The sequence below is a fragment of the Vibrio sp. 10N.239.312.D08 genome (assembly GCF_041466145.1).
GTDB classification, from domain to species: domain Bacteria; phylum Pseudomonadota; class Gammaproteobacteria; order Enterobacterales; family Vibrionaceae; genus Vibrio; species Vibrio crassostreae_C.
This window is the reverse complement of sequence record NZ_JBFSSD010000043.1, coordinates 1-19453: the sequence shown is the minus strand read 5'-3', so window position 1 is coordinate 19453 and position 19453 is coordinate 1. Positions and strand designations below refer to the sequence as shown.

Here is a 19453-nt window from a genome sequence, read left to right as displayed (position 1 = left end):
CGACACTGCTTTTGTGGCTTGCCATCTCGGTTCCAATCATTCTTAAGGTATTTTTATGAAAAAGTTATTAGTTGTTTTAGGCATTGTTTCTCTAGCAGGTTGTTCAGGTATTAACCACAATGAAGAAGTTTACACAGCGCACGCTGAGAGCTTCAACATTGTAGGCTTCCAAGTTCCGGGCAACACTCAAGATCGTGCAATGGAATTGGTTCCTGAAGGCGCAACCGTCGATACCGTTACATCAACAAATTCTGATACGACCTCTGTTTTGGGTGTTATCAACCGTATTATTGGTATTGAATATGTTCAAGTTGGCGGTAAAAAGCAGTAATTCGCTTTAGTCGCAAACCATAGCTAAGTGTACTAGTTACGTACCTTTAATCAGTAGCCTGCACAAACTAAGTTAATCTAAGCCAGTGACCCGTCGCTGGCTTTTTCCATCCAGCCGTTTTTGTGCTCTGTGCCAAATAAAGCCCCATTTGGCTAACTCTCTTGTAACTAACAATTCAGAAAATAATCCCAAAAATCGTCAATTTCTTATCAAAATTGCCTTTAAATTCGCTTAATCGTCTTTCGCTCAAACTGACACTTCCAAATCGTTGATCCTTCTATCAACCCAGAGCCCGCTAATTGAGGCACAGATCAATTTACCCAAAAATCTTAATTTCCAGTAAAAAACAACACCTAATAAAATTGTCATAATTTTATAAATAAAACCTATGAGTGCGTTCAAAAATAAACAGAAACGATAACTATCTGTAAATACGAGAAATATAAGTTTCATGAATAAAAGAGATCATTGCCATGCTACTAATTAATCAGATCGAATGATGTAAATTCGTTGTGATAATTTTGTTACGTTTTCATGGATTTTACATGGAAAGAGAAAATAACAATGAAAATGAAAAAGCGTTTAGTTGCCGTTGCTATAGCCAGTGCTATGTCTTTATCAGTACATGCAAGTGAATCCGTTAACATCGATCAACCGATCAACTTTACTAGCTTTTCTGGGTTAAACGCTCAGTTAGGAGTCAGTAACGCCTCTAACTTCAAGATGGTGAAAGAAGTAAACCTGAAAAAGCGTGGTATCTATAAAGTTAAGATCCAGCAGAACATCTGGGGAACACCGGTATGGGGACATTACCTAAATGCCACCCAAAGTGTCCAAGGTGGCGCACTTAAGTCCGTTCAAGGTCGCTACCTTAAAACAACGACCTTAGAGCGATCTTTTGTTAAGCCATCAATCAACAGCGCTCAAGCGGTTGAGCTTGCGAGTAAAGATCTCAAAGTTCAGGGCTTAACCAGCAAATCTCTAGACAACGTTCAACATCAGCTATTTATCTATCAAGGCTCTGTGAAGCAAGGCATCGGACAGCAAAGCGTAGATAAAACACGACTAGTGTACGTTGTCTATTACCTAGTAGAAGGCAGTGAACAGCCGACTCGACCGTTCACCATGCTAGACGCGCACACAGGCGAAGTCATCGACCGCTGGGAAGGTATTGCCCATGCTCAGATCGGTACTGGCCCTGGCGGCAACGAAAAAACCGGCATGTACGAATACGGCACCGACTACCACTACCTTGATGTTCAAGAAGTGGGCACAGAGTGTGTAATGGAGTCTGAAAATGTCGTTACCGTTGACCTTAATGGCGCGACCGACGGCGACACCACTTACAGCTATGAATGTCCTCGTAACGAATATAAAGCAGTGAACGGCGCATTCTCACCACTCAACGATGCCCATTACTTTGGCAACATCGTGTTCGATATGTATAAAAACTGGTTCGACACAGCGCCACTCTCCTTCAAGCTCATGATGCGTGTTCACTACGGTGAAAACTACGAGAATGCATTTTGGGACGGCAGAGCCATGACGTTTGGTGATGGTGAAAGCTTCTTTTACCCGCTTGTTAGCCTAGATGTATCAGCCCATGAAGTGAGCCACGGTTTCACTGAGCAAAACTCAGGTTTGATATACGCAAACCAATCCGGCGGTATGAACGAAGCATTCTCGGACATGGCGGGTGAAGCGGCTGAATACTACATGAAAGGCACCAACGACTGGATGGTCGGACGCAATATCTTTAAAGGCGAAGGTGCACTGCGTTACATGGACGATCCATCACGCGATGGCTCTTCAATCAACAATGCATCCGAGTACTACGATGGCTTAAACGTGCACTACAGCTCTGGCGTGTTCAACAAGGCGTTCTACCATCTTGCAACCACACAAGGTTGGGATACCAAGAAAGCGTTCGAACTGTTCGTGTTAGCCAACCAGATCTACTGGTCTGAAAACAGCGACTTCTGGCAGGGTGCTTGTGGCGTGAAAAACTCAGCAACCGACCTTGGCTACAGTGCCGATGATGTTGTTTCTGCGTTTAACTTAGTGGGTGTGTCACCGTGTGGCGAACCACCACTGCCACCAGAACCGGAATATCAACGCCTTGAAAATGGTGTTGAAGCCGCAGTTGCTGGTGAAACAGGTTCGAAAACTTACTTTGATATCGAAGTACCATCAGGTCAAGAGAAACTGACGATTGATCTTGCTGTGTCTACGGGTGACCCAGATATTTATGTCGGCCTAGATTATGCGCCAAGCTCTCAGGAGAATATCTGTAAGAGCGAAACCGTGACCGATGAAGTGTGTGTGATTGAAAGCCCAACCGCAGGTCGTTACACGGTTAACGTTCTAGGTTACTCAGATTACGCAGGTGCAAATCTGAAAGCGTCGTACGAATCAGGCAGCGCTAACGTGCCGCCCGTCTCTTCTTTCGAACACACGATTGTCGGTAAAGAAGTAGAGCTGCGTAGCACAAGTTCGGACAGCGATGGCCAGATCGTCTCTTACCAATGGAACCTAGGCGATGGCAACACGCAAACCGGTGAAGTGACTCGTTATACCTACGCTGAAGCTGGCGACTACGTGGTAACTCTAACCGTGACTGACGATGCAGGCGTTGCAACATCAACCAGCAAGTCGATCACGATTGAAGGTGACTCAGCAGAAGGCTTCCCGCTAAAACTGAAGTTTGGTAACAAAAACCCGAACGGCAAAGCTCGCGTTAAGCTGGCATGGGATTACGACACCAACGACTACTTCGTGATTAAGCGCAATGGCAAGAATGTTAGTGCAACAGACTTCAACTCATACGTCGACAAGTTCCGTCATAACGGAACAGTAGATGTGGAGTACCAAGTATGTACCTCAAGCGATATCTGTTCAGAAACCAAGCATTACCGTTTCATTAAAACACAATAATCGATAGTAAATTCAGGGCTCCGAAAGGGGCCCTTTTCGCGGTTAACTGTTCAGAAAATGAAACATCTACACAAAAACATCCACGTATTACACAAAAATCACCCCCATCAACATAACAATACTCACCATAAAAAGGACGATAAATGGCTATTCAAAAAAGCATGCTAGCTTTGGCTGTGCTCGGAGGCTCTTTAGCCTTAATCAACAGTACTTCGGCTTACGCATCCCTAGGTATCACACCACCAGCGAACGAAGAAGTTTGGATCACCACCGATGCTGACGCACAGCATATAATGACTCAGCATGGCGCAACGGTTTATCCAAGCGTGACCGGAAACAAGCATTCCATCGTCGCGAAAATCAACCAGAAAGAGCTGGCGAAACTATCTAGCCACATGCACGAAGAAACCCACCGTTGTGGTGGCTACATGGTGCACGAAGACAAAGCAAGCGCACTCAAAGCGGCAGCTATGCCACTGACCATGAGCAACTTCGAAAAGCCAGTTATCAGCCATCAAGATACGGTGAACGACCTACTCGCTCAGGTCGAGCCGAACAACATGGTCACGACCATCGAAAATCTAACCAACTTCACCAACCGTTTTTATACTACTTCTACTGGTGTCGCTGCTTCAGATTGGCTTTTAGAACGTTGGGAGACGGAAATTAAAGATGTGCCGTATGCGTCTGCACGCCAGATCACGCATGCCGAATACCCACAGAAATCCGTTGAAGTGACACTGCTTGGCGCTAAATATCCTGAAGAGATCGTCGTGGTTGGTGGACACCTTGATTCGACCGTTGGATCTTGGACAAGCGAAGGCACCATCTCACCGGGAGCCGATGATGATGCGTCTGGCATTGCAACGGTAACAGAGTCGCTTCGCCTGATGATCGCCAGTGGCATTCAACCAGACAAAACCATTAAGTTCTATGGTTATGCTGCTGAAGAAGTAGGGCTACGTGGCTCACAAGATGTCGCCAACGCTTTAAGAGATGAGCAAGCCAACGTTTTGTCCGTATTGCAATTAGACATGACCAACTACAACGGTTCTGCGCACGATATCACCTTCATCACGGACTACACCGACAGCAACCTCACCGCCTACTTAAGCGAGCTAATCGACACTTACGCGAGCGACATCAGTTACGGTTTCGATGATTGTGGCTATGCCTGTTCTGACCACGCCTCTTGGCACAATGTTGGCTACCCAGCCGCCATGCCATTCGAGAGCATGTTCAACGACTACAACCCAAGTATTCATACCCAGCACGACACGCTTGAGAATTCCGATCCAACGGCGACACACGCGACCAAGTTCGCCAAACTGGCCATTGCTTACCTTGTCGAAACCAGCCTTGATTCGCCCGTTGCAGGCCCTAAAGAGCTGCAAAATGACGTGCCTGTTGAAGGACTTACTGCAGGATATGGTGAAGAGCAGTTCTTCACATTTACGACTCAAAATGCAGGTCAGTTAACAGTAACGTTAACCGGCCCTCGAAGTGGCGATGCCGACCTTTACGTGAAACACAACGGCAACGTATCGAAAGCGAGCTACGATTGCCGTCCATACCAGAACAGCAGCAACGAACAGTGTGCATTAGACATGCCTGCGGGGGAATTCAACATCATGGTGCGCGGTTACCGTAACTTTAGTGATGTCACCATCGTCGCTAACTTCGTTCCTGATTGGCTTTAAGGTTGGTTAATTGACTAACAATTAAACCTAGCAAACACGGCTAAAACTAAAAATCCGCAAGCCCACGATCATAAATAGATTGGAGCTTGCGGATTTTTTATTGTCTTCGGAGAGCATCTCAACTTAATAACCTTTAGTTATCATCAAGCCGTCTTTTTCATTACCTTGCCACAGATGTACTCACCAATCGGCATTGCAGAGGTCGCAGCCGGTGATGGCGCGTTACATACATGTAAGCTTCTTGGGCTTTCGGCAAACAGGAAATCATGAACCAAGGTGCCATCTTTCAGCACCGCTTGAGCACGAATCCCAGCAGGATAAGGCTTAAAATCATCAACCGTAATACTCGGGCAGTATTTGTTCACTAGCTTTAGATATCCCGGTTTCCACCACGAGTTCTTAAACTCGACCAAACCCGTTTTCAAGTGATTCGCAGTCACTTTCCAAAAACCCACAAAGCTCAGCATCTGCCAAGTGTCCTTGAAGCTAAAGTTAAGCTTGCCATAACCTTCTCGCTTCCAGCCTTGAACTGCATTTGGCCCTACTGTTACGGAGCCATCAATCATGCGTGTTAAATGCACGCCCAAGAAAGGCAGTTCTGGGTCAGGGATCGGATAGATAAGATGATTCACCACTTGGTTGTGCTTAGCGTCCAACTGATAATATTCACCGCGATAAGGGACGATTTGGAAGTCGGTTTCAATGCCAAGCATGCTGGTCATTCTGTCGGCCATCAAACCAGAGCAAGTGATCAAGAATCGACTATTCAGTTGAAGAGTCTGACCATCGACTTTGCACGTTAACTGCACCTCATCTTCTTGCTCATCCGCCATAATCACTTCCGTGCCTAGACTGAGCTTACCACCCGCTTCAACAAACTCTTGAGCCATCACTTCGGTGACTTTTTTGTAGTCCACGATACTGGTGGTTTTGACATAAATCGCGCCCAAACCGGTGATGTTAGGCTCTGCAAGTTTCAGTTGCGCTTGATCTAAGAGGTCGACATCAATATCGTTATCATGACAACGTTGATAGAGCGCGTTCATGCGCTCCACTTCCTGCTCATTGGTCGCGACCAACAGCTTGCCACAGTTTTCGACAGGGATATCGTGTTGACTGCAAAAGGCGATGGTGCGCTCTACGCCACGCTTACAAAAATCCGCCTTTAAACTGCCCGGAGCGTAGTAAACGCCAGCGTGAATCACACCACTGTTATGGCCAGTTTGGTGCTGCGCGAATCCACGCTCCTTTTCGACTAAAAGGATACTTTTATCAGGGTGAGCTTGCTGTAATTGCCATGCCGTCGACACGCCAACAATGCCACCACCAACGATAATATAGTCGTATGTTGAGTTCATAATATTCCTACATTCAATCCTTTTAATTATAGGGAAGACGCGACGGTGTTAGACCCAGTTTGAGGTAACTTTTGTTCCTCACTTTCTGATTCTTTTTTAACTTGATTTGCATCGTATTTACGACCGCTGTAGATGAAGATGCCAACAAAAATGGCGACACATACCAAGCGAATCACGACTGAAACATCAGGCCATACTAAAGCTGCACCTATTACTACCAACACTACTCGAGTAATGACATTAATTTCGCTCTCTAGATAGCCTTCAATCGCCGCGATAAATGCGTAAGTGCCAATAATAGCAAAACCACCAGTGACCAATACCGAGGTAATATCCCAACTCACCAAGTTAGTGTAGGCAATCAACAACGGCACTAAATACAAGCCTTTGGCTATCTTCCATGCCATTAATCCCGTTCTCATCGGGGGTGTTTTAGCAATGGTTGCAGCCGCAAATGCAGTTAAACAAACAGGCGGAGTCACGTTGCTGTCTTGCGATAGCCAGAAAATGATCAAGTGGGCAGAAAGCAGTGCAAGGCTGATCGCTTCTAAGCCAAGGCTCTGTTCAAGCAGAGTTTCCACAAAATCAGCAGGGACTAACGCAATCATCTCTTTGGCTGTTTCAAGTGCCATTGGCGCGTTCAGCAAATCAAGCTTATCTGGCGCAGCCAACATGAAGATAGCTTTCGCCTGTTCCGGTAACTGTCCCGAAACCAACAGGTCGAGCAACTGACTTTCAGCAATCAGTTTATACAAAGCTGGTGCAGACAGAGTACCCAACACGATATAAGCCGCGGTTACTGGTAACCCCATGCCCAGAATCAAAGACGCCAGTGCAATTAAGGCGATCATCACCAACAAATCGCCGTTCGCCCAGCTGTTGATCATTAAAGAAAAGGTGTTACCAATGCCAGTCGTGCTGATCACGTTGATCACCAGACCAATGCCCACTAGCAACACAGCCGTGGTCGCCATGTTTTTTGCGCCTTGAGAAAGCGCTTCGATGATCGCCTTTGGACCCATTTTGTGATTTTTAGAGAACCATGAAGCCACCACGACAGACAGAATCGAGATGCCCGCAGCGTAAGTCGGCGTAAAGCCCTTCACCAACAGAGTCACTAACACCGCTAATGGGATCAGGTTGTGCCAACCCGACAGCAATACTTTCAATAGAGGCTCACAGCCAGAAGTCACCTTTTGCACACCACTGCGTTTTGCTTCGATGCGCACGAAGAATGCCACAGACAAAAAGTAGATAAGCGCAGGAACGAAGGAAACCGCAATAATATCGACATAAGGAATTTGCGTGTAAGACGCCATGATAAACGCGCCCGCACCCATCACAGGTGGCATCAGCTGCCCGCCAGTAGACGCAGCCGCTTCAACACCCGCTGCGAAACGCGAAGGGAAGCCCGCCTTTTGCATCAAAGGAATACTGATTACGCCCGTCGATACGGTATTTGCTACACTCGAGCCGGAGACCGAGCCCATCAAACCAGAGCCAATCACGGCAATGAAACCGGGGCCGCCAATCACCTTGCCAGCGGCGGCGCGAGACACATCAATAATGAAATCACCCACCCCCGAACGCACTAAGAATGCGCCAAATAGGATGAACATGAACACGAAGGTCCAACTGATTCTTGAGATCGAACCGAACATACCTTCTGATGAGTAAAAGCTTCGATAAAGCAATGTTTCAAGGCTCAGGCCTGGAAAGTGAAAGATACCGCTGGTCCATTGTCCCCAAAGTACCACATAGCTCAAACACACCAAGATAAGTACCGGAATGAACCAACCCATGGTGCGGCGAATCAACTCAATAACGATGGCAATCGCCAAGATAGAGAAGAACCAATCACTGGCGATGAACTTCACGCCTCGCTCATAAAGAGCGTCTTCCGCAAAGGGAATATAGATAAGACAAGCCAGAGCAGCGAGGGCAATACCGATATCAACGGCTAAGGCGATTTTGCTATTTTTAAGTGAAATGTGGGCGGGATACCAAAGCGCGCATATAATCGCGAAGCCAGCAAAATGGGTCGCCGAAACCCAAAGTTCCGGCAAGGTAGATAAGGTGTTAAACCAAATGTGTAACAACGAGAGGAGCACTCCCATTGTCGTTATTGCTTTGCCCACCCACGGAAAATCCGTTCGGGTCGGCAGTTCAAATTTTTTCAGTTCCTGCTGCAGCGAATCGCTCATAGAAAACTCCTGCTCTCCGCAGCAAACACGAAGAGAAAATCCATAAAGTGAGGAGGTGCACGAACACATTCTTGAGCGAACGTGCACCAAGCAATTAAGTCACGAAGGGGTTAGTTGATGACAAACAGTTAGTTCGCGACAAATCATTAGCTCACGAACCAATAGTTACCTGACAAAAGATAAGCTAGTTAACGATCAACTCAGAAGGGATCTCGATGCCCATCTCTCGATAATAACGTGCAGCGCCTGGGTGAAGAGGAACAGGCAGACCTGCGATCCCTTTCTCAAGTGCCATTGCTTTGGTTGCTTTATGGATACCTTGCAGGAAAGGTAGGTTTTCATAGATAGCTTTGGTCAGTTGATACACATCGTCTTCAGAAATGTCTTCGCGAACTGCTAGGAAGTTAGGTTGGGCAATCGTAGTAATTGGTTTGTCGACACCTGGATAAGTGTTTGCTGGGATCTCGTACTTGGTCCAGATATTGTAATCGCCATTCGCTTGTTTGATTTGTGCATCGGTAAACGACAAGATTTGAATATCTTCACCCAGTGCTGCAAAGGCTTGCGTCACCGCACCAACAGGAACACCAGCAGGCGTGTTCATACCATCAATTGTGCCATTTTGTAATGCGCTCGCACTGCCACCATAACCCATAAAGGCGAGTTTAAATTGTTCTGGGTCCACGGATAAGCCTTGCATGATTTGACGACCTGAGTTTTCAGTCCCAGAGTTCTTCTTACCGATAGAGAATTTCTTACCGTTTAGGTTCTCTAGATCGCTTACCGTACCTGTTTTTGCTAGATCTGAACGCACAATAAAGTGTTCTACGTTTTGCCATAACATGGAAACTGAACGCAGTTGAGTTTGTCTGCCAGATTTCTCATATGGCCCTAAACCCTGCCAAGCCCAAGCACCATACAAACCTTGTAGAATAGCGAACTGAGCTTCGTTCTCGTTCAACAACTTTACGTTCTCACCCGAGCCCGCAGAGCTGATAGCCGCTAAAGAAAAATGCTGCTTAGGCGCAAGCTTAACTTTACTCAATGTCGCTAAGGCCACACCCACTGGATAATAGGTACCACCCGTTGAAGCCGTCGCTAAAATATAGCTGCGATCTTCTTCAGCTGACGCATTACTGATAAGGCCAAGAGAAGCCATTGCTAGCGCTAAAGTTTTAACCAGCTTGTTGTATTTCATTGTTACTCTCCATGTAGGGTTATTCACGTTATATTTTTGTTAACAACAATAGATAGCAAGCGTAATGCCAGTTTTTAACTATTTGTTTTAATTTACTTTTATTTTAAAACCTATTCAAAATAAGCCGTTTTTTGCTTATTCCCCTGTTATTAAGTAAGCCATTTTTGGCTTATCGGCTACCGGAATTAACACCTGTAGATCGGGAAGCAAGTCACACTATGTTGCAGTTGTGTGATCAATGTATGTAAATTGATAAATATGCAATGAGCCATTTATTGCTCATTAAAAATCAACAAGCACTGCGATGAAGCCGCTCTCTAAGGGTCAACATAGTCACTTCGATTTAACCCATAACGCACCATCTTTTGGTTCAATGTTCGACGAGGTAAATCCAAATCTTGCATCACGTCATTGATACGCCCTTTATAACGAACTAAGGCATCATGAATCACTTTCCTTTCAAAGCTCTGTACTTGAACCGCCAAAGGGATGCCCGCCGTTGTGGACTCTGTGACAGAATTGGGACGACACGCCAAAATATCCCCAACGGTCAAGCTTTCATCCAATGCAAAACGAATCGCAACATTACGCAGTTCACGCACATTGCCCGGCCACGCATACGAGAGCAGTGCATAGCGATCAGCCTCACTGGCTATACGTGTTTCGGAATTGGCTTCTTGGGTGAAGTGTTCAAACAAAAGTAAGGCATCTTCTTCACGCTCACTGAGTGGAGGCAAATGCAGCTGGGCAACATTCAAACGATAGAATAGATCTTGGCGAAAGTCGGGGTGATTCAGTAGATCGCTTTTCGAGGCAGATACCACTCGTAGATCAACATGTTGTTGCTGATTCCCCCCCACGCGTTCGACGACATTATCTTGCAAGGTGCGCAGCACTTTTACCTGCATCGACAGCGGCATACTCTCTATTTCATCAAGGAACACTGTGCCTTTGTCGGCAAATTCCAGCTTACCAATGCGTCGTTTGGCCGCACCAGTAAACGCTCCGGCTTCGTGTCCAAACAGCTCGCTTTCAAAGAGATTTTCTGGGATTGCGCCACAGTTGAGCGGAACAAACGGATGGGTTTTACGTTGGCTGAATTCATGTAAGCAAGAGGCGACCAGCTCTTTACCACAACCCGTTTCACCATAGATGATCACGTTGGTGTCTATGGAAGCGACTTTCTGGATTTGCTCGCGCAGTTCACACATCACCTTACTGCGACCGATCAGCACCTGTTCAATGCCCTTAAGGTTATCCAGATAGTTCTGACGACTGTTTCTGTCTTGGCCACTTTGATGTTTATCTACCGCTTCCGATACCGTTTGAGACAGACGCTCTGGGTCGAATGGCTTCTCAATGAAGTCATAGGCACCTTGCTGTAAGGCTTTCACCGCCATATCGACATCACCATGCCCAGTAATCAAAATAACAGGCACATCTGGCACAAGACCTTTGAAACGCCCTAGCAGATCAACACCATCAATATCAGGTAAACGAACATCGGTGATAATGGTTTGAAAATCACCCTGCTCTACGGCGTTTAACGCATCTTGTCCTACTTCAAATGCGGTGACATCGAAGCCCGCCAGCTGCAACCATTGGCTGGTTGCTTGACGCACAATCGCGTCATCTTCAATTAAAGCAATACGCTGCATAGTTTGGTTCCGCCACTCTACATCTGATTAATATCGTCCACGGTATGTAAAAAAACCTCAGACGAAAAGGAGCTAGCTCCCACTTTGAATAACACTCCTTTAACAGTTTAATAATGTTTGTTAGCTTCGATTTGTCTCACTCTCCATTCGCTTAAAAAGCAAACATAAAACCTTGTCAAACCACTAGCTCAAAGAGGCAAGCCACTAATTTTAAAGGGATTTGATCAGAAATGATGAATAACAATCGATATTGGTTATTCCTGTGTACCTGTTTATTGATTGGTTTGGTGCAGGTCACCACCAAGAATGGCATCAGCCAGTGGAAGCTTGAACAAGCCCAACGCTATGCCGAACAGCGCTTCCTTGGCTACATTGCCGAAGCAAGGCGAACCCTTAAGCGTTTCTATTATCTGCCCTACCTAGTAACCAATGATGAAACCAGTGTGCGCTTCATTGATGGTGAAGCCCGCCTAGAAAAACGCATTAAGAAGCAGCTGATTCAATTGGATAAAGCCGCCAACACCAAGGGCTGGTATCTGCTTTCTGGCGAAGGGGACTTGTTGGTATCGAGTGTTGAAAGAAGCAAACTGAGCAATAAGAACGCCAGTACAATTGTTTCGAAGATCCACCAACAAGGTGGTGCGATTTCAGTGGTGACAAAAAACAAAGGCGTGACACCCGATTACTTCATAGCGGCACCCGTATATCGAGCCTCTGATGTGGTTGGCATTGTCGCGGTGCAAATCGATTTGTCATTGTTAACCGATCAATGGTTTGCCGATGGTGAGGCGATACTGTTTCAGAACCCTCGCGATCAGTTCTTTCTCTCCAGTGACAACAGGTTGAGTGCCGATTGGTTCAATGACACCTTCAATTCTCAGCCCACAGCGACAAAACGTGAGCTGTATGACCAAACCCATATTCGCGTGTGGCGATTGCAAGATAAAGATTACCTAATTCAGTCCATCAAGTTAGACGATCTGAATTGGCGTTTAACCTACCTAACGCCATTAACCAGCCTCAACCAGACCACGAACTGGATCAGCTGGAGTGTGGCGGTTGGCTGTCTTTTCATTCTGTTACTGTTGGTTATTCTTTACCAAAGACGCCAGAAAAAGCTCAGCAATCTGCGAATCCAAAAGCTTATCGAAGAGTCTGAGAAACGACTGTCTGGGATGATCAATAAAACCCATGTTGGGTTAATACTGATCGATAAACATGGACGCATTCACGATATCAACCTGATGGCGAAGAACTACTTTTCACTATCTGATTCAATGATCAATAACATCAAGGCGTGGCAGTTATTTGAGGCAGGTAATCCGAATTCAACCACCTTGCAACTGCTCAAAAACTTAGAGCAGCATCAAGAGCTGGCCGAGATAACTAGCGTCGAAACCATGGCAAGACGCAGCGATGGCAGCTACTTCCCTGTTTTATTCTCTATTAGCGCCTTTCCTTGGCATGCGACGACTTACTACCTGTGTACCGTAATCGATATCAGCAAACGTAAGAAAGCCGAAATTGCGGTGCAAAACGCCAATAAAACGCTACAACTGCGGGTCGAAGAGCGAACTCAAGATCTAAAAGATGCGCAGCAAGAACTTGTCGAATCTAGCAAACTGGCTGCACTAGGGCGGATGTCGAGTGCGATTACTCATGAACTCAATCAGCCGCTTACTGGCCTAAAAACGCTACTTTCAAGTAACCAGCTATTGATGGAAAGAGGCGAGACCAAGATGTTGAAAGCGAACATGGACTTAGTCATGAGCCTGATCGACAGAATGGCTAACATGACCAGCCAATTGAAGTCGTTCGCCTTCCAAAGACTTGAAAAGCCTTACCCAGTTTCACTGACAGACGCACTGCAAGAAACCCTGCGAATTCATCAAGCCGAACTGGAAAACGTCGATATTCGCGTGCGTGTCGCTTCCAATATTTCGATGGTAATGGGAGAAGAGGCGCGACTTCGTCAAGTGCTTGGTAACCTGCTTAGAAACGCTGTCGATGCCACGCAGAATCAGAAACCAGCAACCATTGTGATCAGCGCTCATACCGAGCAACAACGCGTGATCATCAAGGTTCAAGATAACGGTTGTGGTGTGTCTGAAGATCAACTCGAAACCATTTTCGAACCATTTCATACCAACAAAAAGATGGGCGAAGGCTTGGGGCTCGGGTTGGCTATCACAGCGAACAACGTGCGCGATATGCAAGGCACATTAATAGCGAAGAACAATTCAGACCAAGGCATGACATTTACGTTAACACTAAACAATAGCGATAGTGAGTAGTTACTTACACAGACCTTGAACTCCACATTCTATTGAAGCGCTAGAACTAAAAAACCGCCCACAGAGGGCGATTTTGATTCACTTATTGGCGTGTGACTTATTCACTAATCCGTTAACGACTTACTCAGCTAACTGCTTCAACAACAGTTCTGTTGGGCGCACAATCGCGATGATCGATTCATCATAGATTTTCGCCGAATCAGACAGTATCGCTTGGTAGGCATTCACGTCTGCTTCTCTTACTTTCTCGCCTGCTTGTGCTTTAGCAATCAAGGTTAACGCCAAGTCTGCCACTTCAACGGTTTTCTCTGCAACCACCACAGTCTCTACCGAAGATACGTTGCCAACGAAGACAGTTTTAGCCGCTAGTGCAGCCGATTTTGCTTGCTGATAATGCTCAGCAAGTTGCTCAAGCACTTGTTGATTGCCTGTCGCCATGTCATTGACCAAGTCTTGCATCTCATACACGGCGTAGCTTTCTACTGGCAAAGCATCCACGAAGCGATTTAGGCGCTCGTATTGGCTGTACAAGGTGCCCTTAGGTTCAGTGGAGTTCCACTTTTCCCAGTTGCGAGCATAGTATTGAGCCGGCTCGGTGTATTTCGCTAGCACGCGCAGGTCGTGAATATCTTGGCCTTTGGCAATGCGCTTCAACAACATATCAGCATCTGCGTGATGACGTAGCCCTACCGATACTTCCGACCATGTATCCATTGCTTTCATGCGCTTATACATGCTTCGTTCGTCGGTCAGTTCTGCATCCGACCAGAAACGCTCTGCAATTGCATAGCTACGTGGCCATAGGCAGTTTTCAACCGTGAGGCTGTCTTTGTTTTCTAGCCACATGGTGATCTCGCCGCCTAAAATCAGCTCTTTTTCTTTGTCGGTTAACTCTGCAGGGTAGCCACCATTTGGCTCAGGGATCACGCTGCCTTCAACATCACTGCTCGCAATCACTTCACCTGTGGTTGGCCAGCGCACGTTACCAATTAACTGATAGCTACCTTCCGCAAACCCATTTGGATTTAGGTTCAGGTTGAACTCGGTGTACGACATGAAGTTATCGAAGTGGCCGACAAAGGTTTTGCCCGGCACGTAATCAAGGATGTAGATCTCTTCACGAGACTTGCCGTTGTAATCACTGAATGCGCGGAACGTGCCGTCTTTTGCTTCAATCATGGTCAGTGTTCCCTTACGTGGGCCGCCTTTAGAACGAGGTTTCTGCCATTGGTAAGTCACGAATTTTTCGCCACTGTGCAGCTTATCGTCAACCGTGATGCCGCTTGGCATTGGATCGTTGCGATAATGGTAACTAGTTGGCTGAGGTTGATCTAGGTAGTAACCCGTAGAAAGAATACCTGGGTAGCCCTCTTTCGCTGCACGACCGATACTATCGTGCCCTTGCCAGCTTTGAATCACGATAGAAGTTGGCAGATCTTTATGCCAGATCTCATCCCAACCCGTCATCTTCTTACCGCGCTCTTCGAGCATCTTCTCAACTTTTACATTGAGGTAAGACTGCAGGCCACGCTCACCATCGATACTGTTCTCTTCAATGAACTGTTGGTGCTTTTCGCTGTTTTTCCACTGCGCATAGTTCGGCTCATCGCCACCGATGTGGAAATACTCGTCTGGGAACAGCTCGGTCACTTCATCAAATACGTCGCCCAGCATTTCATAGAGCTCTGGGTTAAGTGGGTCCATCAATGGCTCAAATACACCCCAGCCACGTTCTTGTTCGTAGCTTTGACCTTCACCACCCGACATCAAGCGTGGGTAAGCGTGCGCCACAGCAGAAGAGTGTCCCGGCAGTGAAACTTCTGGAATAACACGAATACCAAGATTACGAGCGTACTCAACTAAGTAACGAACTTGGTCTTTGGTGTAGTAATCACCATCAGTGGTTTCTGACCATAGACGCGGCCAAGATTCCGTTTGAATGCGGATACCTTGATCGTCCCAGAAGTGCCAATGGAAAACGTTCATCTTCGCCGATGCCATCGCATCTAACTGACGAATCAGCACATCGAATTCGATAAAGTGACGAGAGGTATCGTAAGAGACTCCACGCCAACGAAAGCGGGGCTCATCAACAATGGTTACGGCAGGAATATGGTAGCCAGTTGCTGTGGTTTCAACGAGCTGTAAAAGGGTTTCGATGCCGTGAATAGCGCCATATGGGCTTGGTGCGCTCAGCGTGATTTGCTCACCCTGAGTCGTAATTTTGTAAGACTCTACAGAGTCGATGTTCTGTACTTCAGACTTTGGCGCCGCGTCGATATCAATGATCAGGTTCGCTTCGTCTGCGCTATCAACCTGCCAGTTTAGAATCGGCACGCCAGTTTGGCGCTCTAGGCGATCGATAAAGCGTTTCGCGGTGTATTCAACGCGATCAGAGTTAAAGCCTTTGATGTAAACCTTGAAGTTACCGTCGACCTTAACTTGCCCAGCTTGCAGCTCGACTGTTTGTGGATACGGCATTAAATTTAGATCGGTATTCGGAGCCATTGCTAACGCCATTGGGGATACTACTGAACTTGAAATCAATAGAGACAATATAGTTTTTTTCATTATTAGTTTTCCTATATAACGGACGTTCTGTTTTGTTTATCGGAGGCGATTCACAAAACAGAACCTTCAGCCACTGCTGTTGTTTATCGTGAGCTCAAAGCCTATCGTCTGTGAAAAACGAATGAGCTCACAAACTTATGATTAGCTAACCAACTCAACCGCTTCACGAACCAACACCGCGATCTCATCCCACTGTTCGTTCTCGATCATCTTCGGAGATACCATCCAAGTACCGCCACAGCACACCACGCGATCCACGGCTAGGTAGTCATTCACGTTGTGCTTGCCGATACCTCCCGTTGGCATTAAAGACACATCAACGTATGGCGCTAACAGAGATTTCACCATATTGATCCCACCAGACGCTTCTGCTGGGAAGAACTTCAAAAAGTTAAGACCAAGCTCTAGCGCTTGCTCTACTTGGCTTGGGTTGTTTACGCCCGGAACGATTGGCATGCCGATCTCTTGGCAGCGTTTTACGGTGTTTGGATTCAGGCCCGGTGCTACGATGAATTCGCTGCCCGCCTCTTTCGCAAGGTCGATCTGCGCTGGCGTTAATACTGTACCAGCACCGATACACATCTCTGGGTAGGCATCACGCATCGCACGAATCGAATCCGCTGCCGCTTCGGTACGGAACGTCACTTCTGCGACTGGCAGGCCGTTTTCTACTAACACTTTTGCTAGTGGAATCGCATGTTCCACCTTGTTGATTTGAATAACAGGGATAACTTTGAACTGCTTAAGTGTGTTGATCATTTCTTGAGACATAATAAATTCGCTTTGTTTTTCTATTTTTTAATTAAGTGATTCATAGCGCTTACCGGGATGATCGCGCCTGAGTATTGAATAACGGTAGAAGCCAGTTGGTGACCCAGTTCAGCTGCATCATTGGTGCTCTCACCTGTAAGACGCGCCGCCAGATAACCCGCAGCGAAGGAGTCACCTGCTGCGCAGGTGTCGACCACGTTAGAAACACGAGTCGCGGATACATAACTCTCAACAACATCGCCTTGTTCAACTTGAACAATCTTGCATGGCTCACAGCCACGTTTGATGACGATCTCTTGGCAGCCTAAGCGAAGGCAGCGTTGTTGAACGCTCTCGCCATTGCCCCAAACCAGCAGGTCGTCGTCTTCGGTAATCAGTGCAATGTCGACCAATGGTAGTAACTTGGCGTACCAATGCTGAGCTTGTTCAGTCGTCCAAAGTTGCGGGCGATAGTTGTTATCAAAAATCAGCTTGCCGCCTTGATTTGAGAACACGCTAATAGCTTTGAATAAGCGCTCACGATAGGCGTCATCTAAAATCGCGATACTGATACCGCTGATGTAAACCGCATCGACTTGTTTCTCGGTCAGGGCGATTTCAAGCTTATTCAGATCACTAGCTTGAAAGTAAGATTTGACTGCCGCGTCGTTGCGCCAGTAATGAAAGTGTCGCTCGCCTGTCTCGTCGGTTTCAACCATGTAGAGTCCAGGAAGCTTGTTCGCAATGCGTTCGACGAAATTGGTTTGAATGCCTTCTAGTTGCCAGCTATCAATCATATTTTGAGACAGCTCATCACTGCCAAGCCCTGTCGCATAGTGCACAGAGAGGTTTTGATGTTGAGTTAAGCGAGAAAGGTAAAGTGCGGTATTAAGTGTGTCACCGCCAAACTTTTTGGTTAATGGAGAGCCGCTGATTTCGACCATACATTCGCCAAAGAAAGCAATATTGAAATGAGAAGATGCAGGCATAGCCGATCCTAAAATAGAGAGATATATGTGGGAGAAGGCCCTGCCACTAAGTAGGGCCTGAATTAAGCAAACCAGTTGTGGAGACTAGGTTTAGCTTGTTTGATTTGCAGGACGTTGAGGTGCCGCTTCTTCTTCAAGTACGCCAGTCTCAGACATTTCCATCTCCATCAGAGCACGCTCGTCATCAAGAATCGCTTTTGCCATTTCAGGTGTTACTTGGTTAGCCGGAGTCACTAGGCTCACAACCACACCTGCCGTTAGAGCAAACAGACATGATGGGATAACTGGGTTGCCCCAGAAGGCTGTGTAGTCAGCGTTTAACATTACTACGAATGAAGCTACAGAAGCACCCGCTAGTGTTGCAAGCGCACCTTGCCAGTTGTAGCGTTTCCAGAATTTACCCAACATACCGCACACAAACATGCCCGACATAACCGTTGAAATCATCTTAGTGATGTAGCCAATGATGTCGTTTGACGTCAGTGCGAACAGTAGTGCGAAGCCAATCACCACAACCAAAGCTAGACGAGAGTAGTTCAACATTGATTCTTTGTTTGGTACGCGGCCTGTGAACATCACGTACACGTCACGCAGTAGGATAGATACACCGGCAATCGCATCTGAGCTTGCACTCGACATGGTTGCTGATAGACCTGCGATAAGAACAATCATGCCTACGCCAACTGGAAGAACCGTTGCAGCTACGTATGGGAACGAGTAGTTCGGGTTATCCAATGATGGGTCGATTGCGTGCGCAGCCATACCAATGATTGCTGGAATAATAGAGAAGAAAAGGTACAACACACCAGAAGCGACAAATGAGCGACGGATAGTTGAAACATCTTTACCAGAGTAGATACGCTGACGGAATGAAGGTGTTGCAAGTACGCCCACACCGATAACCACAGCCAGAGAAACAGCAGGCAGAATGCCCAGTTTATCGATTGCTAAAAAGCTTGTAGCAGCAGGGTCCATCGCAGCGTAAAGGTTGTCCATGCCACCAATGTGATCAACAGACATTACCGCCATCAAGATGAAGCCAGCAAAAAGGATGATCGCTTGAATGGTATCGGTCCATACAACTGCTGTGTAACCACCGATAACAACGTAGATAGTGAAAGCTGCAGCAATAATAATTTTCGCAAGGTTAAGGTCGATGTCTGCAATCCACGCTAGGTACATGCCGCCACCTAGAATGTGCGCACCTAACCAACCGATTGACGCGATAAAGATAAGTAGGCCAACCACGTTTTTTACGATTCGGTTAGCGCCAACGTAATAAGCCAGCTCTTCACTCATGGTCATGAAGTTCAGTTTACGAACCGGAGCAAACCAAAGTGCAAGCAATAGGATGCCGACAGCACCGCCTATTCCGTACAGAGCACCCGCCCAACCATTTGCGTAGCCGAAGGGCGTTGTTGCCTAAATTAGTTGAACCTTTTCCAAGTCCTGTGATCTGATCATTT

At 46.7% G+C, this 19453-nt stretch carries 11 protein-coding genes and 1 pseudogene; 4 read left to right on the top strand and 8 right to left on the bottom strand.

Going from position 1 to position 19453, the window contains the following annotated elements; all coding sequences use genetic code 11:
- Positions 1-55 precede the first annotated feature (55 nt).
- From AB6D58_RS19035 to AB6D58_RS19025, 3 genes are all read left to right on the top strand, one after another.
- Positions 56-331: a hypothetical protein gene (locus AB6D58_RS19035; RefSeq protein WP_004732471.1), complete on the top strand. Its 276-nt coding sequence runs from the start codon at positions 56-58 to the stop codon at positions 329-331.
- A 564-nt stretch (positions 332-895) separates the two neighbouring features.
- A complete protein-coding gene (locus tag AB6D58_RS19030; RefSeq protein WP_372158101.1) occupies positions 896-3265 on the top strand; it encodes a M4 family metallopeptidase in 2370 nt (789 codons plus the stop codon).
- Between the two features lie 143 nt (positions 3266-3408).
- Positions 3409-4965, top strand: coding sequence for a M28 family metallopeptidase (locus AB6D58_RS19025; RefSeq protein ID WP_372158098.1), 1557 nt, complete (start codon positions 3409-3411; stop codon positions 4963-4965).
- Between the two features lie 143 nt (positions 4966-5108).
- On the opposite strand, the gene lhgO is transcribed toward AB6D58_RS19025, so the two are convergent.
- From lhgO to AB6D58_RS19005, 4 genes are all read right to left on the bottom strand, one after another.
- Complete coding sequence (gene lhgO / locus AB6D58_RS19020) at positions 5109-6323, bottom strand: L-2-hydroxyglutarate oxidase (protein ID WP_102321265.1); 1215 nt, start codon at positions 6321-6323, stop codon at positions 5109-5111.
- Between the two features lie 26 nt (positions 6324-6349).
- On the bottom strand, positions 6350-8527 hold the full coding sequence (locus tag AB6D58_RS19015) for a TRAP transporter permease (protein ID WP_372158095.1): 2178 nt from the start codon (positions 8525-8527) through the stop codon (positions 6350-6352).
- 184 nt (positions 8528-8711) lie between these two features.
- Entirely contained in the window at positions 8712-9725 is a 1014-nt protein-coding gene (locus tag AB6D58_RS19010; protein WP_017070144.1) for a TAXI family TRAP transporter solute-binding subunit, read from the bottom strand.
- Positions 9726-10042: 317 nt separating this feature from the next.
- A complete protein-coding gene (locus AB6D58_RS19005) occupies positions 10043-11383 on the bottom strand; it encodes a sigma-54 dependent transcriptional regulator (protein ID WP_102321268.1) in 1341 nt (446 codons plus the stop codon).
- Positions 11384-11613: 230 nt separating this feature from the next.
- Here AB6D58_RS19005 and AB6D58_RS19000 point away from each other — a divergent pair, with 230 nt between their 5' ends.
- A complete protein-coding gene (locus AB6D58_RS19000; protein ID WP_017065171.1) occupies positions 11614-13677 on the top strand; it encodes an ATP-binding protein in 2064 nt (687 codons plus the stop codon).
- A gap of 120 nt (positions 13678-13797) precedes the next feature.
- Here the strand turns inward: AB6D58_RS19000 and AB6D58_RS18995 are convergent, their stop codons facing one another.
- The 4 genes and pseudogenes from AB6D58_RS18995 to AB6D58_RS18980 all read right to left on the bottom strand — a co-directional run.
- The gene (locus AB6D58_RS18995) at positions 13798-16248 is read right to left on the bottom strand and encodes a family 20 glycosylhydrolase (RefSeq protein ID WP_372158092.1); all 2451 of its coding nucleotides are present in this window, start codon (positions 16246-16248) and stop codon (positions 13798-13800) included.
- Positions 16249-16389: 141 nt separating this feature from the next.
- A complete protein-coding gene (locus AB6D58_RS18990) occupies positions 16390-17019 on the bottom strand; it encodes a bifunctional 4-hydroxy-2-oxoglutarate aldolase/2-dehydro-3-deoxy-phosphogluconate aldolase (RefSeq protein ID WP_055319259.1) in 630 nt (209 codons plus the stop codon).
- Between the two features lie 20 nt (positions 17020-17039).
- Positions 17040-17987: a sugar kinase gene (locus AB6D58_RS18985; protein ID WP_017070149.1), complete on the bottom strand. Its 948-nt coding sequence runs from the start codon at positions 17985-17987 to the stop codon at positions 17040-17042.
- Positions 17988-18077: 90 nt separating this feature from the next.
- Positions 18078-19397, bottom strand: a pseudogene (locus AB6D58_RS18980) (sodium:solute symporter family protein); the annotation flags it as partial.
- Between the last annotated feature and the right edge of the window lie 56 nt (positions 19398-19453).